General features: G+C 40.4%; 10 protein-coding genes, 25 tRNA genes, 1 rRNA gene and 1 pseudogene. 1 reads left to right on the top strand and 36 read right to left on the bottom strand.

Annotated features, from left to right (window positions below):
- Positions 1 to 10: 10 nt before the first annotated feature.
- The 4 genes from IGL23_RS01545 to IGL23_RS01530 all read right to left on the bottom strand — a co-directional run bounded on the left by IGL23_RS01545 (position 11) and on the right by IGL23_RS01530 (position 2,792).
- A complete protein-coding gene (locus IGL23_RS01545) occupies positions 11 to 946 on the bottom strand; it encodes a cation diffusion facilitator family transporter (protein ID WP_002355191.1) in 936 nt (311 codons plus the stop codon).
- A 142-nt stretch (positions 947 to 1,088) separates the two neighbouring features.
- Complete coding sequence (locus IGL23_RS01540; RefSeq protein WP_033595374.1) at positions 1,089 to 1,763, bottom strand: HD domain-containing protein; 675 nt, start codon at positions 1,761 to 1,763, stop codon at positions 1,089 to 1,091.
- A gap of 12 nt (positions 1,764 to 1,775) precedes the next feature.
- On the bottom strand, positions 1,776 to 2,288 hold the full coding sequence (locus tag IGL23_RS01535) for a DNA-3-methyladenine glycosylase I (protein ID WP_002355189.1): 513 nt from the start codon (positions 2,286 to 2,288) through the stop codon (positions 1,776 to 1,778).
- A 12-nt stretch (positions 2,289 to 2,300) separates the two neighbouring features.
- Complete coding sequence (locus tag IGL23_RS01530; RefSeq protein WP_033595376.1) at positions 2,301 to 2,792, bottom strand: methylated-DNA--[protein]-cysteine S-methyltransferase; 492 nt, start codon at positions 2,790 to 2,792, stop codon at positions 2,301 to 2,303.
- 110 nt (positions 2,793 to 2,902) lie between these two features.
- Here IGL23_RS01530 and IGL23_RS01525 point away from each other — a divergent pair.
- Positions 2,903 to 3,495: pseudogene (locus tag IGL23_RS01525) on the top strand (bifunctional transcriptional activator/DNA repair enzyme AdaA).
- A 17-nt stretch (positions 3,496 to 3,512) separates the two neighbouring features.
- Here the strand turns inward: IGL23_RS01525 and IGL23_RS01520 are convergent.
- From IGL23_RS01520 to rrf, 32 genes are all read right to left on the bottom strand, one after another.
- On the bottom strand, positions 3,513 to 4,256 hold the full coding sequence (locus IGL23_RS01520) for an alpha/beta hydrolase (RefSeq protein WP_002364998.1): 744 nt from the start codon (positions 4,254 to 4,256) through the stop codon (positions 3,513 to 3,515).
- Positions 4,257 to 4,393: 137 nt separating this feature from the next.
- Positions 4,394 to 5,212, bottom strand: a complete 819-nt coding sequence (locus IGL23_RS01515; protein WP_002355185.1) for a histidine phosphatase family protein — start codon at positions 5,210 to 5,212, stop codon at positions 4,394 to 4,396.
- Between the two features lie 20 nt (positions 5,213 to 5,232).
- Positions 5,233 to 6,699, bottom strand: a complete 1,467-nt coding sequence (locus tag IGL23_RS01510) for a glycoside hydrolase family 1 protein (RefSeq protein WP_430619668.1) — start codon at positions 6,697 to 6,699, stop codon at positions 5,233 to 5,235.
- 122 nt (positions 6,700 to 6,821) lie between these two features.
- The gene (locus IGL23_RS01505) at positions 6,822 to 8,252 is read right to left on the bottom strand and encodes a 6-phospho-beta-glucosidase (protein WP_002355183.1); all 1,431 of its coding nucleotides are present in this window, start codon (positions 8,250 to 8,252) and stop codon (positions 6,822 to 6,824) included.
- 23 nt (positions 8,253 to 8,275) lie between these two features.
- Positions 8,276 to 10,174 (bottom strand): beta-glucoside-specific PTS transporter subunit IIABC, encoded by a 1,899-nt coding sequence (locus IGL23_RS01500; RefSeq protein ID WP_002358327.1) that lies wholly within the window; start codon positions 10,172 to 10,174, stop codon positions 8,276 to 8,278.
- Between the two features lie 73 nt (positions 10,175 to 10,247).
- The gene (licT, locus tag IGL23_RS01495) at positions 10,248 to 11,090 is read right to left on the bottom strand and encodes a BglG family transcription antiterminator LicT (RefSeq protein ID WP_002355181.1); all 843 of its coding nucleotides are present in this window, start codon (positions 11,088 to 11,090) and stop codon (positions 10,248 to 10,250) included.
- Between the two features lie 242 nt (positions 11,091 to 11,332).
- A tRNA-Glu gene (locus tag IGL23_RS01490) sits at positions 11,333 to 11,404 on the bottom strand.
- A gap of 15 nt (positions 11,405 to 11,419) precedes the next feature.
- Positions 11,420 to 11,507 (bottom strand) — tRNA-Ser (locus IGL23_RS01485).
- A 10-nt stretch (positions 11,508 to 11,517) separates the two neighbouring features.
- Positions 11,518 to 11,591, bottom strand: a tRNA-Ile gene (locus IGL23_RS01480).
- A gap of 13 nt (positions 11,592 to 11,604) precedes the next feature.
- Positions 11,605 to 11,675, bottom strand: a tRNA-Gly gene (locus IGL23_RS01475).
- A gap of 14 nt (positions 11,676 to 11,689) precedes the next feature.
- Positions 11,690 to 11,762, bottom strand: a tRNA-Phe gene (locus tag IGL23_RS01470).
- Positions 11,763 to 11,767: 5 nt separating this feature from the next.
- Positions 11,768 to 11,841, bottom strand: a tRNA-Asp gene (locus IGL23_RS01465).
- Between the two features lie 48 nt (positions 11,842 to 11,889).
- A tRNA-Met gene (locus IGL23_RS01460) sits at positions 11,890 to 11,963 on the bottom strand.
- Positions 11,964 to 11,996: 33 nt separating this feature from the next.
- Positions 11,997 to 12,086 (bottom strand) — tRNA-Ser (locus tag IGL23_RS01455).
- Positions 12,087 to 12,098: 12 nt separating this feature from the next.
- A tRNA-Glu gene (locus tag IGL23_RS01450) sits at positions 12,099 to 12,170 on the bottom strand.
- Positions 12,171 to 12,184: 14 nt separating this feature from the next.
- A tRNA-Ile gene (locus IGL23_RS01445) sits at positions 12,185 to 12,258 on the bottom strand.
- Between the two features lie 9 nt (positions 12,259 to 12,267).
- Positions 12,268 to 12,338 (bottom strand) — tRNA-Gly (locus IGL23_RS01440).
- A gap of 1 nt (position 12,339) precedes the next feature.
- Positions 12,340 to 12,416, bottom strand: a tRNA-Asp gene (locus IGL23_RS01435).
- 38 nt (positions 12,417 to 12,454) lie between these two features.
- A tRNA-Met gene (locus IGL23_RS01430) sits at positions 12,455 to 12,528 on the bottom strand.
- A gap of 33 nt (positions 12,529 to 12,561) precedes the next feature.
- Positions 12,562 to 12,651: transfer RNA gene (locus IGL23_RS01425), tRNA-Ser, on the bottom strand.
- Between the two features lie 33 nt (positions 12,652 to 12,684).
- Positions 12,685 to 12,758 (bottom strand) — tRNA-Ile (locus IGL23_RS01420).
- A 20-nt stretch (positions 12,759 to 12,778) separates the two neighbouring features.
- Positions 12,779 to 12,852, bottom strand: a tRNA-Met gene (locus tag IGL23_RS01415).
- A 23-nt stretch (positions 12,853 to 12,875) separates the two neighbouring features.
- Positions 12,876 to 12,948 (bottom strand) — tRNA-Ala (locus IGL23_RS01410).
- Positions 12,949 to 12,961: 13 nt separating this feature from the next.
- A tRNA-Pro gene (locus IGL23_RS01405) sits at positions 12,962 to 13,035 on the bottom strand.
- 11 nt (positions 13,036 to 13,046) lie between these two features.
- Positions 13,047 to 13,120 (bottom strand) — tRNA-Arg (locus IGL23_RS01400).
- Between the two features lie 14 nt (positions 13,121 to 13,134).
- Positions 13,135 to 13,220 (bottom strand) — tRNA-Leu (locus tag IGL23_RS01395).
- 15 nt (positions 13,221 to 13,235) lie between these two features.
- Positions 13,236 to 13,307, bottom strand: a tRNA-Gly gene (locus tag IGL23_RS01390).
- 4 nt (positions 13,308 to 13,311) lie between these two features.
- Positions 13,312 to 13,387 (bottom strand) — tRNA-Thr (locus IGL23_RS01385).
- 6 nt (positions 13,388 to 13,393) lie between these two features.
- Positions 13,394 to 13,475: transfer RNA gene (locus IGL23_RS01380), tRNA-Leu, on the bottom strand.
- Between the two features lie 16 nt (positions 13,476 to 13,491).
- Positions 13,492 to 13,564, bottom strand: a tRNA-Lys gene (locus IGL23_RS01375).
- 6 nt (positions 13,565 to 13,570) lie between these two features.
- Positions 13,571 to 13,643: transfer RNA gene (locus tag IGL23_RS01370), tRNA-Val, on the bottom strand.
- 14 nt (positions 13,644 to 13,657) lie between these two features.
- Positions 13,658 to 13,773 (bottom strand): 5S ribosomal RNA (gene rrf / locus IGL23_RS01365).
- Positions 13,774 to 13,782: the final 9 nt, after the last annotated feature.

Raw genomic sequence — 13,782 nt, 5'->3', positions numbered from 1 at the left:
CTTTCATTTGTTATTTACGAACGTAATTCACATCATAATCGTCAACTTCAATATAGATATAGATTTTTTTATCAGGCATTTTACTGCGAATGTCTCGTTCAATCGCATTCACAACATCAGGTGCATCTTCTTCCATTGGTTCTACCACATCAATTTTTGCCGCTACTAAAATTTCAGTTGGGCCTAAATGAACGGTTTTTACATCAATTAGTTTTTCAACATCCGCCCGATCAAATGCGGTTTTAATTTTTGCTAAATCTGTAGCGGTCACACTTTCGCCTATAATCAAACTATAAAATTCTTTCGCTAAGAAAATGGCTGCACACATTAATAGTAAACCAATCAGTAAACCACTGATAGCATCAAATGCAGCAATCCCAGTTACCATCGTTAAAAGGGTCCCCACCAAAGCTAAACACAAACCAATAACCGCACAAAAGTCTTCCGTAAAAATAATTAAAATTTCACTGTGACGACTTTCTCGCAAAAATTTTAAGAGCGATAACTTCTCTGTATTCAATTCTTTGATTTCTTTCATCGCTACACGCAAAGAGCTACCTTCCACAAGCAAACCAAAAATTAAAATACCAATGACAATAGCCACATTTTCTACTTCATGAGAGGGATGCAGTAACTTCTGAATAGCCTCCATTACGCCTAACGCGCCCCCACCAAAAAAGAGCATCGTTGCAACAATTGTACTAAAAAAGTATTTTGCACGGCCTTCTCCAAATTGATGTAACGCACTTTGTCCACGAGAAGCGCGCTTATTCCCAAAAAGTAATAACACCTGATTACTACAGTCCACGACACTGTGGATACTTTCATTCATCATAGCGGTACTACCACTTAAAGCAAAACCAACAAATTTACTAATCGCTACTAAAATATTCGCAATCAGTGCGGCAATAACTGCAAACATGCCACTCGATTTTTTTGTCTCCATAATTACCTCCTATATGTAACGTAAAACTAAGATAAACCACCCGTTTATTCATCCATCATTTTACCACTTCTGAGGTATTTGTAAAAAAGAGTTCTCTTAAAATTCAAAAAGAAATGTACTGACTGTTTTAGTTGGCCCTCATTTATCGGTGTCCATCCCACTCTTGATAAAATTCCTCCAGATAAAGTTCCATAAATTGATGACGCTTTTCCGCCAATAAGCGACCATAATTTGTATTCATTTGTTCCTTTAACTTTAAAAGTTTCTCATAAAAATGCATAATGGCAGTATCTTCCCCATTCCGGTATTCTTCTTGGGTTAACTGTTCACGAGGTTGTTTGTGAGGATCGTGAATTAAACGGCCTTTATTTCCCGAATAAGCCATCACCCGTGCAATTCCAATTGCGCCGATGGCATCTAGTCGATCCGCATCCTGGACCACTTTTCCTTCTAATGTAGTAACTGTTTTCCCAGTATTTCCTCCTTTAAAGGACATATTAGCAATAATGGAAAGGATGTGATTCGTTTGCTCTGTTGATACGTTATTTGCTTCCAGCCATTGTTGCACCTTTAGCAAGCCAGCCTCTTCGCTTTCGTTAAATTTTTCATCGCCAATATCATGTAACAATGCTGTTAATATACATAAAAATAAATTTGCTTGTTCTTTCTCTGCAATTGTTTTTGCTAATTGTGTCACCCGATAAATATGCCACCAGTCATGGCCACTTGCTTCGTTGGCTAATTCTTGTTGAACATAACGCGCTGCTGATTGAATAATTGTTTTTTCTTCAAAACTAAGAGATTCATTTTCAAACATCCTAACACTCCTTTATTCTGGATTTAAAATTTCCACCTGGATAATCCCGCTAGCTTTCAGAAACATATTGGTGACAATCGGACCTACAAAAGAAAATCCTCTTTTTTTTAAGTCTTTTGCTACGTTATCTGACAAAAGCTGTGTGCGTGGGACTTGGTATGCTTCTTCATAAATAGATAAAACGGGGACGTTTTTTACAAATTGCCATAGATAATTGGCAAAACTGCCAAATTCTTCTTGTACTTTTAAAATTGCTTGCGCATTTTTAATGGTTGCTTCAATTTTGCGCCGGTTGCGAATCATATCTGGATCAGCTACTATTCGATCGACTTCGTCAGGCAACAGCGCGGCAACTTTTTCCGGCTTCATTTGGCAAAAATTTTTCATGAATGCTACTTTTTTCCCTGCTGCTGCTTTCCAACTTAAACCAACTTGAAAAACACCCACCGTCAACAATAAAAACAGCAAATCATCCTCTCTTGTAGGTTTTCCCCATTGTTCTGTATACCATTGATAGTTGTTCATCGCCGCCTCCTTTTAAGACTGTTCAAATGTTAATAATGCTTGTTTCATTGCTAAACCACCACGGTAACCGGTTAATTGTCCCTTGCTGCCGATGACTCGATGGCAAGGAATGACCATTAATAAAGGATTTTTCCCAATCGCTGTGCCAACTGCTCGAACCGCACGTGGACGCCCAATTTTTTCTGAAATTTCTTGATAGGTTATTGTCTCACCATAAGGTATTTCTTGCAACGCCTGCCAAACTTCTTTTTGAAAGGGCGTTCCTTCGATGTCTATGGGGCAAGCAAACGTTGTCGAATGTTGGTTAAGATAACTTATTAATGCTTCTTTATAAGGCGCAGTTTTCTTTTCAGAAGCTTCTAATTGTGCTTGAGGGTACCAGTTTTTCAGCTCTTCTATCGATTGATTGGCTGAACCTACAAAAGCTAGTCCAGCATCTGTCACACCAAGATAATAGTGATCGTTCTGCCATTCTTGTTGCGCATAATAAATCTTTTTTACCATATGTCTACACTTCTTTCTCGTGTTTTCTTATCTTCATTATAATTCTTTTGGCTTTCAAAATCTTGCGCTCCTATCACTTTTTACTTGTTTTTATTAGGGATTCTTTTACAATGAAGAAAACGGGAGGTGTGCTTACAATGAAAACAACGTATCGACTTACTCAGAAACGTTGGGAAGCCATTCAAAATAATAATACGCAATTTGATGGTGATTTTTTTATGGTGTGACCACAACTAAAATTTTTTGTCGTCCTTCGTGCCCTTCCCGTGTGCCCAACAAGAACCACGTTCTGATCTTCAAAACGGCTCAGGAAGCTTTAACACTTGGTTTTCGTCCATGTAAAAGATGTCAACCAACCGGGCAAGTCGTTCCTAACGAGGAATGGGTTGCTCAAATTAAGCAATTTATTGATCTGCATTCAGCGGAACCTTTAAGTTTAGACTATTTAGCGCAAGCCTGCCACGGTAGTCCCTTTCATTTGCAGCGAACCTTTAAGGAACAGACAAAACAAACCCCATTAGCTTATTTAACAAGCGTCCGAATTAGGCAAGCCCAAGAATTGCTTCTCCATTCACCCCTTACGATTCAACAAATCGCGAAAAAAGTTGGCTTCCAAACCGCAGCATATTTTGCCACCACTTTTAAAAAAGAAACAGGCGTAACCCCCTCTGTTTATCGCAGTAAAAATGAGCCGAAAAAATAACATTTCGGCTCATCGGATTATTTATTGGGGCGTGATTGTAGCCATGCTACAATCAATTGACTGATTTCTGTTTGCTGTTGCTCATTAGAAATTGTCGCTTTGTTGTCTCCTTTTTGGACACCGTAATTACCAAACCCTGCATGGTTACCACCTTTGATAGATACATACTGCGTATCTTTTGGCAAAAACTGTTTGGCTTTTTGGTAGCTAGTCCAATTTAAAACACCATCGTTTGTGGCTGTTATTGACAGAACCGGCAGATCTTGCTTGTTTAGTGCACCTTTTTCGTCAGGATAGCTGGCTAAATAAATCATGCCTTTGATTCGTTGCTCATTTTCCGCTACAAAACGACTAGCCATCACACCACCCAGAGAATGCCCAGCCAAAACGAAGTTTTGTTGTGGATGATCCTTTATAATTTGTTCTGCAGCATTTGGTGCAAGAACCGCTAAATTCAAAGGAAAATGAACAACATAGACATCATAACCTTTCGTAGCAACTTCTTGCGCCCATTCACTATAACTAGCGGGCGCAACCAATGCACCTGGATAAAAAATCAGTGCTGTATCATTTTTTTGCCCGTTTGTATAATAATCATAGTTTTTTTCTTGCGTGGCACTTTGGCTTATTTTTAAGGCTGAATCGGTTGCTTGATACGTACTATTTTTAATAAAAATAGTCAGACCGATGACTAATACCGCTAAAAAAAGCCCGATTCCTAGGACAATTTTTTTCCAGCGTGATTTTGTTCTATTTTTCATCTCATTTCCTCCCAATGAAAAAATTCTTCTTTCTGATTCTACCTTTAATAAAAAAAGAACACAACAATAGGAGTTGGTGAAGCAACCCTTCTGTTGCTCCACCAACTCCTAACTAGACCGTTTCTCGATGCCTTAGATTATTTTGATTCTTTTTCGCCTGCTTCTAAGTAGCTGACATCATTGACTTTATCCAAAGTATATTCGCCATTTTTGTAATGAATTGTTGTGACACTAGCATTCTTCAAACCGCCTTCTGGGACTTTAAAATCATCAAATAAAGTTGCTAACAACGCTGAAATACTCAAGCCATGAGAGACCACTAAAACATTGCCATTCCCAGAATTGGCTGATTCTGTGGCAACAATTTTATCTAAGCCTTTTTTCAAACGTTTAGTAATTGTAGCATAGTCTTCTGCAGGCCAGTTATTCTTGCTTTCCTCGCGCTGTTGATCCAGTTTAGCTACACTATTGGCAAAGGATTCAGGAGTCATGTTTTTCATAAATTCTTCTAAGGAAACACCTTGATCATCAGCAATATCCTGCCACATTGTCTTATTTAAATCCCCTTCATAGCTACCAAAATTAAATTCACGTAAATCTGGGTCACGCACGACTTCAAGGTCTTTGCCTGCTTTATTTTGATCTAAAATAAGTTGAGCAGTTTGCAAGGCGCGGCCACTATCACTACTATATGCATTTTGAAAGGCAACATCTTTCAGACCAATCCCAGTTGCGGTCACAACTTTTTCACCTTCTGGTGTTAAGACCGCATCTGACCATCCTTGTACGCGGTCCGTCGTATTTAACATAGTTTTTCCATGGCGCACAATGTAAAGTGTTAGTTCTTCAGGTTTTGTCTCTTTTTCTTTTGTCGTTGCTTGCTGATTTTTACCACAACCAACCATTACTAAAATGGCCAGAAAAAGCATCCCCACAATCGTCAATCGTTTTTTCATTTTTTATTTCCCCTCATTTTCTACTCAGTTGTTAAGTTTTCACCATTACTAGCGATAACTTGTTTGTACCAATTAAATGATTTTTTCTTAGTTCGTTTCAAGGTTCCCTGACCTTCGTCATCCATGTCTACGTAGATAAAGCCGTAACGTTTTTTCATTTCGCCAGTCCCTGCTGAAACTAAGTCAATACAACCCCATGGCGTATAACCAATTAAGTTAACCCCGTCTTCTTCTACTGCGGTTCTCATGGCTTCAATATGTTGTTTAAAATAATCAATGCGGTAATCATCGACAATCGAGCCATCCTCTTGCAATGTATCCACCGCACCAAACCCGTTTTCAACCACAAACAATGGCATATTGTAACGATCTGACAACTGACACAATGAAATTCTTAACCCTAAAGGATCGACAGCCCAGCCCCATTCAGATTCTTGCAAATAAGGATTTTTAACCGCAGGCATTTGGTTGCCTCCGACATATTTTACTTCTTCGGGATAAGCAGTCGAAACAGTCGACATATAATAACTAAACCCGATATAATCAACTGTTCCTTTTTGAATAATCGCTAAATCATCTGACTCCATTTGAATTGTCATTCCTTCACGCTCAAATTCTTTGAGCTTATGCGCTGAATAATAGCCCTTAGCCTGGACATCCATATAAAATTCTTGCTCTCGGTTAAATTGAACAGCTGCCATCACGTCCTCAGGTTTGCAGGACAAAGGATAACTTGGAATATAAGCCACCATCATACCAATTTGGAAATCTGGATTGATGGAATGTCCTAATTCAACTGCTTTCGCACTTGCTACAAATAGATGATGCGCTGCTTGATATTTACTTTGTTTATCATTATTGTGAATCCCAATTTGCGTCCAACTTCTTAAAAAATTAATTTCATTAAAAGTCATCCAATACTTCACTTTATCCTGATAACGTGTAAAAATGGTTTCGCAAAAGAAAACAAAGAAATCAATCACTTCACGATTTTTCCAACCATCATATTCATCGGCCAAATACATCGGAATATCAAAATGGTTAATCGTCACAACGGGCTCAATTCCATGGCGCAGCAAAGTATCAAAAACTTTATCATAAAAGGCTAAGCCTTCTTCATTAATCTCTTTTGTTCCATTTGGGCAAATCCGGCTCCAGGCGATAGACAGCCGAAAACATTTGAAACCCATTTCTACAAATAAGGCGATATCTTCTTCGTAATGATGGTAAAAGTCCGTCGCTACATGACTAGGGTAGTATAACTCTTCATCGATATAGCCAATCGCTCCTTCGGGTAATGCTTGATCGCGCGTACACGAAGCTTTTTGGCCCTCTTTAGTTAAATACGTAATCCGTCGCGGTTCTGTTTGACTACCACCAGTAATTGCATCTAATGTACTCAGACCTTTGCCTCCTGAAAGGTAGCCACCTTCATATTGGTTAGCAGCTGTTGCGCCGCCCCATAAAAAATTTTCTGGAAATCCCATAAAATCCCTCTTTCCCTCTGTTTTTAGGCATAACAAAGAAACCATCAAGGGAATTGACGCTGGCAGAAGAGTCCTTGTTTTTTCTACCAACGTCAAACGCCCTTTAATAGTTGCTAATTTTATTAATTACTTAAATCTTCACCATTTGTTGCGATTACTTTTTTGTACCAATCAAACGATTTCTTCTTGCTTCGTTTTAACGTACCATTTCCTTCGTTATCGCGATCCACATAGATAAAGCCATAGCGTTTTTTCATTTCACCTGTTCCAGCTGATACTAAATCAATACAGCCCCAAGTCGTATAGCCTAACAAGTCGACACCATCTTGTTCAACAGCATCTTTCATCGCTTGAATATGCGCCGCCAAATAATCGATACGATAATCATCGACTACATAACCATTTTCGTCTGGTGTATCTACCGCTCCTAAGCCATTTTCAACAATGAATAGTGGTTTTTGATAACGATCATATAAGTCATTCATCGTAATTCTCAAACCAAGCGGATCAATTTGCCAACCCCATTCACTGGCTTTTAAATAAGGATTTTTCACAGAGGCAAAGATGTTACCAGCTGTTTGTTCATTAATTTCTGGATCTGTTGATGTGACACGAGAAGAATAATAAGAGAACGAAATGAAGTCCACCGTATGTTCTTTTAAAAGTTCTTCGTCGCCTTCTTCCATTTCAATTTGAATACCTTTACGGGCCATTTCTTTTAAAGCATACGCAGGGTATTCCCCACGTGATTGGACATCAATAAAGAAATAATTTTCACGATCTGCTTGTCGAGCAGCGAAAACATCTTCTGGTTTACAAGTATAAGCGTAGTTGGAACCAGCCGCTAACATACAACCTACTTGGTTTTCAGGATCTACCTCATGAGCAATTTTTGTCGCAATTGCACTTGCTAGTAGTTCATGATGAGCCGCTTGGTATTTCACTTGTTCTTTGTTTTCGCCTTCTTCAAAGTATAGACCTGCTCCCATAAATGGTGCATGTAAAATCATATTAATTTCGTTAAATGTTAACCAATATTTGACTAATCCTTTATATCGGTTGAAAATTACACGGCAAAGATTTTCATAGAAACCTACTAACTTACGACTACGCCAAGCGCCATATTCTTCCACTAAGTGCATTGGACAGTCAAAGTGTGTAATCGTTACTAGTGGCTCAATCCCATATTTATGACATTCTTTGAATAAGTCTTCATAGAACTTCAAGCCTTCTTCATTCGGCTCTGTTTCATCTCCCATTGGAAAAATTCGACTCCAAGCAATGGATAAACGGTATGTTTTAAAACCCATTTCACCAAACAAGGCGATATCTTCTTTATAGCGATGATACATATCAATCGCCTCTTGTGCAGGATAGAAATGTTCCTCATCAAAGTTAAACATTTTCTTTTCACCAGTGATTACTGGAAAACGATCTGGACCAGTTGGCGCTAAGTCGACGTTTGCCAAACCGCGTCCGCCTTCGTTATAGCCACCTTCACATTGATTGGCTGCTGTTGCGCCACCCCATAAAAAGTCTTTTCTAAATGCCATAAATTCTCTTCCTCCACATCTTTTTATATTAAAGCGGTCAGCAAATCATCACTTGTTGAAACTTCATTACTGCCGACTTCCAAAATATCTAAATAATCCGCTGTATTCGTCACAACGATTGGAATTTGTGTACTAAACCCAGCTTTTTTAATTCCTTCTAAATCAAAGGTTACTAATGTTTGACCTTTTTTCACGCGGTCACCTTGTTTTACAAAAGCTTCAAAGCCTTCACCTTCTAATTGAACTGTATCAATCCCAATATGAATCAATAATTCTGTGCCATTATCTGAAATCAAACCTAATGCATGTTTTGTTGGGAATAGTGTGACAATCGTTCCATCAAAGGGTGCAACCACTTTACCTTCCGTTGGTTCAATCACGACCCCATTTCCTAATGCTCCATTCGCAAAAGCAGGATCCTCTGCATTTTTTAAAGATAACACTCGTCCTTTGACTGGACTTGTAATATTTTCTTTTTTAATCGTTGTTTTATCAATAATCACTTCTTCTTCCTCAACTGTATTGTCTTTCCAGAAGAAGAATGTTAGACCAAAACCGACGACCGCTGCAATGGCAATTGCAATAAAGGACTGAATCATCCCACTTGCATCATCACCATTGATAAAGTTTAGCACACCGAAAATTCCTAAACCACCCATTGTATAAGCTGTCACATTGTTGATCATCAAATATAAACCACCGACAGCGCCACCAATCATTGAATAAATAAATGGCCATTTTTTTGGTAAAGTGATTCCATAAATTGCTGGCTCTGTTACACCAAAAATACCAGAGATAATTGCTGGCGGACACAAAGCTTTTAACTTTTTATCTTTCAATTTGAAGAACATCGCTAAAACAACCGCTGTTTGCGCAAAACTAGCTGCAAATGATCCCGTTAATACTTGGCTTGAACCTTCTTGTGTCACTTGCATAATAGCTAATGGCACAACGCTCCAATGTAAACCAAAAATAACTAAGACTTGCCAGAAGAAACCAAGAATCAAACCATACAAAGCTGGTGAGAAACTCATTAATGCTGTAAAGCCAGCGCTTAATAAATCTGTTAGCATGCTAACGATTGGCCCAATTACTAAGAAACCAATTGGTAAGGCAATCAACAAGACGAAAAACGGTACTAAGAACGTTTGAACAACTTCTGGAATAATCCGTTTAAACACTTTTTGAACTTGTGCCGCAAAAGCAATAATGAAGATGATTGGTACGACACTACTTGTATAGTTCGCACCGACCCAAGGAATCCCCATAAATGTATTATAGGCAGGTAAGCCGAATAAATTATACGGTGCTGCGGCTCCGGCACCCGCTGTTGTTTCAAAGGCCGTTTGTAATGCACTTCCTTGAATCGTTGGGTAACATAAAGCTGCGCCAATCACGATCCCTACCATTGGATGCAACCGGAATTTCTTAGCTGCTGTATAACCTAAAATAACTGGCATAAAGTAGAAAATTGCATCGCCAATCCCATTTAACATGGTATAAGTCCCTGACGTAGCCGTATAGAGCTTTAAGAAAACCAATAAGGCATTTAACCCTTTAACCATCCCAGCCGCTGCTAACGCCCCTAAAAAGGGTTGGAAACAACCACTTAAAATATCTATTAAGCGATCAAATAAATTCCCACTGGAAGCTTCTTCTTCACGTTCTCCTGACAAGCCTGCAATACTAACTACTTCTTCGTAAACTGCTGGAACATGGTTCCCAATAACGACTTGGTATTGTCCACCGCTTTTCATAACAGTTACCACACCGTCCATATTTTTTAAGACATCATCATTCGCTTGACTCTCATCTTTTAATTTGAAGCGAAGACGTGTGATACAATGTGTCAAACTATTAATATTCTCTTGCCCACCGACATTTTTTACAATTTTTTCTGCTAGTTCATGATATTTTCCCATCTTTTTTTCCTCCAAAAATTTATTTTCATTTGAAGGTTTAGCCAACTGAATGTCACTATCCAAAGTGGTGCGTTTATTGTTCCGTTGTTTGTACAATTCGTGCAATGTGAATCGTTAGGTACAAGCGTTCTTCATTTGAGACTTGATAGTCATAGTTCTCATTTAAATACAAGCTGATCTTTTCCACGCAACGATAGGCGTTGAGATATTTCTTTTTAATTACCGCATACAGTTCTTCATCATCATTTTCGACAACTTCACGTTGGTGTAATAAGCGATAACAGAAAAATTTTAAATGTGTGCTAAATCGATAAAAGTAAACAGAGTCTTCATCAAAACTTACCTTAAAATAGTATTTGACGATATTTGTAATCTCTTGCATCAACTTTGTCAATTCGTAAATATTACCGACTTCTTCCTCCATCTCCGCATTCACCAAGTGCAATGCGATAAAACCTGCCTCATCCGTTGACAATTCCATTCCTACGCGCTTTTGTACCATTTTTAAAGCATTTACTCCTACTTCGTACTCTTCAGGAAAAAAACGTTTAATATCCCATAATAATAAATTCTTAATTGCAATTCCTTGTTTTTTTCTTTCTAAAGCTGTGTACAAATGATCCGTCAGAGAAATATAAATGGTATCATTCAAACTCTTTTTCAACGTTGATTTTGCATAAACAATAATGTCATCCGAGAGTTTCATCATCTCTAAAGGAATATTTCCTAACAATTCTTGAAACTTAAGTGATGTTTCTTGATTGGCTAAATAAAAAACTTGATCGATACTTTCATCAGGAACCCAATCCCCAATGCGTTTCTTAAAAGCAATTCCTTTGCCCATAACAATTTGCTCTCGTTTATCATCATCTAATGTAATAACCACATTATTGTTTAAAATTTTGTGAATAATCAATGCCCCACCTCCTTTGTGTTTCGTTGAAAAAAGAAAAACCCAATTTCTTCAAAAAGAACGACACGCCTGTCGCTTCATGAAAAAATTAGGTTTAGCTTGTCTTTAAACAATCACTATCCATCTATTTACTTATCCCTACATCCAAAGAATAACATATTTACAACAAATGTCAACGCTTTCAACGACATTTTTTTGTAATAAAAATAAAAAAAGCATACAAACAATGTTTGTATGCTTCACTATGACCCGTACGGGACTCGAACCCGTGTTACCGCCGTGAAAGGGCGGTGTCTTAACCGCTTGACCAACGGGCCATTAAAAAGAAAAAACGGAGAAGGAGGGATTTGAACCCTCGCGCCGGTTTCCCGACCTACACCCTTAGCAGGGGCGCCTCTTCAGCCACTTGAGTACTTCCCCAAGAAATAAATGGGCCTAAATGGACTCGAACCATCGACCTCACGCTTATCAGGCGTGCGCTCTAACCAGCTGAGCTATAGGCCCCAAATAAGAAAAAAGCGGGTGACGAGAATCGAACTCGCGACAACAGCTTGGAAGGCTGTGGTTTTACCACTAAACTACACCCGCAAATTTTTCTTGGATGGCGCGGGACAGAATCGAACTGCCGACACATGGAGCTTCAATCCATTGCTCTACCAACTGAGCTACCGAGCCAAAAACGGTCTGGACGGGACTCGAACCCGCGACCTCCTGCGTGACAGGCAGGCATTCTAACCAGCTGAACTACCAAACCAATTCGTTTTTGCTTTATGCAAATGTATGCTTTAAAAAATAAAAGCAATTGCGGGGGCAGGATTTGAACCTACGACCTTCGGGTTATGAGCCCGACGAGCTACCTGACTGCTCCACCCCGCGATAATTAGACCAAGGAAACTTAATTCCTAAGAAAGGAGGATAAGGGATTCGAACCCTTGCACGGTTTTACCCGCCTGACGGTTTTCAAGACCGTTCCCTTCAGCCGGACTTGGGTAATCCTCCGTAACAAAACTATGACCCGTACGGGACTCGAACCCGTGTTACCGCCGTGAAAGGGCGGTGTCTTAACCGCTTGACCAACGGGCCATTTTATAAAATTATGGGCCTAAATGGACTCGAACCATCGACCTCACGCTTATCAGGCGTGCGCTCTAACCAGCTGAGCTATAGGCCCAAAAAGAAAAGCGGGTGACGAGAATCGAACTCGCGACAACAGCTTGGAAGGCTGTGGTTTTACCACTAAACTACACCCGCATGGCGGTCTGGACGGGACTCGAACCCGCGACCTCCTGCGTGACAGGCAGGCATTCTAACCAGCTGAACTACCAAACCATACTTTTCTTTTTATGTGCTTTTGAAATCAAAAGCAATTGCGGGGGCAGGATTTGAACCTACGACCTTCGGGTTATGAGCCCGACGAGCTACCTGACTGCTCCACCCCGCGATAATTAGACCAAGGAAATTTAATTCCTAAGAAAGGAGGATAAGGGATTCGAACCCTTGCACGGTTTTACCCGCCTGACGGTTTTCAAGACCGTTCCCTTCAGCCGGACTTGGGTAATCCTCCATGATAAAAATAAAACTATAAACAACGTCACAATGGACCTTGTAGGACTCGAACCTACGACCGGACGGTTATGAGCCGTCTGCTCTAACCAACTGAGCTAAAGGTCCAGGCTCTTCCAAATGTATAATCGCGGCGGAGGGGATCGAACCCCCGACCTCCCGGGTATGAACCGGACGCTCTAGCCAGCTGAGCTACACCGCGAAACTCTTATATTAAAATAAGAATGGAGCCTAGCGGGATCGAACCGCTGACCTCCTGCGTGCAAAGCAGGCGCTCTCCCAGCTGAGCTAAGGCCCCATGAAAATTATTATCGGGAAGACAGGATTCGAACCTGCGACCCCTTGGTCCCAAACCAAGTGCTCTACCAAGCTGAGCTACTTCCCGTATATAACTAATGCACCCAAAGGGAGTCGAACCCCTAACCTTTTGATTCGTAGTCAAACACTCTATCCAGTTGAGCTATGGGTGCTAAATATAAAACAATGCCGAGGACCGGAATCGAACCGGTACGGTGATCACTCACCGCAGGATTTTAAGTCCTGTGCGTCTGCCAGTTCCGCCACCCCGGCGTAATGAATTGGCTAAGCGGAAAACGGGGTTCGAACCCGCGACCCCCACCTTGGCAAGGTGGTGCTCTACCACTGAGCTATTTCCGCAAAATGGTGCCGGCTAAAGGACTTGAACCCTCGACCCTCTGATTACAAATCAGATGCTCTACCAACTGAGCTAAGCCGGCTAAATATGCGGGTGAAGGGACTTGAACCCCCACGCCTTGCGGCGCTAGATCCTAAATCTAGTGCGTCTGCCAATTCCGCCACACCCGCAAATGAAATATGAATATGAGCCGTACAGGGCTCGAACCTGTGACCCTCTGATTAAAAGTCAGATGCTCTACCAACTGAGCTAACGGCTCAAAAAATGGAGGTTAACGGGATCGAACCGCTGACCCCCTGCTTGTAAGGCAGGTGCTCTCCCAGCTGAGCTAAACCTCCAAAAACAACAATTCGCGTGGCGACGTCCTACTCTCACAAAGGGAAACCCTTCACTACAATCGGCGCTAAGAAGCTTAACTTCTGTGTTCGGCATGGGAACAGGTGTATCCTTCTCGCTATCGCCACCACACTGGGTGTT

Source organism: Enterococcus sp. MSG3299 (genome assembly GCF_050555765.1).
Lineage (GTDB): Bacteria > Bacillota > Bacilli > Lactobacillales > Enterococcaceae > Enterococcus > Enterococcus faecalis.
Note: the sequence above shows the minus strand (reverse complement) of the source record. Positions and strands in the feature narration are given on the sequence as shown.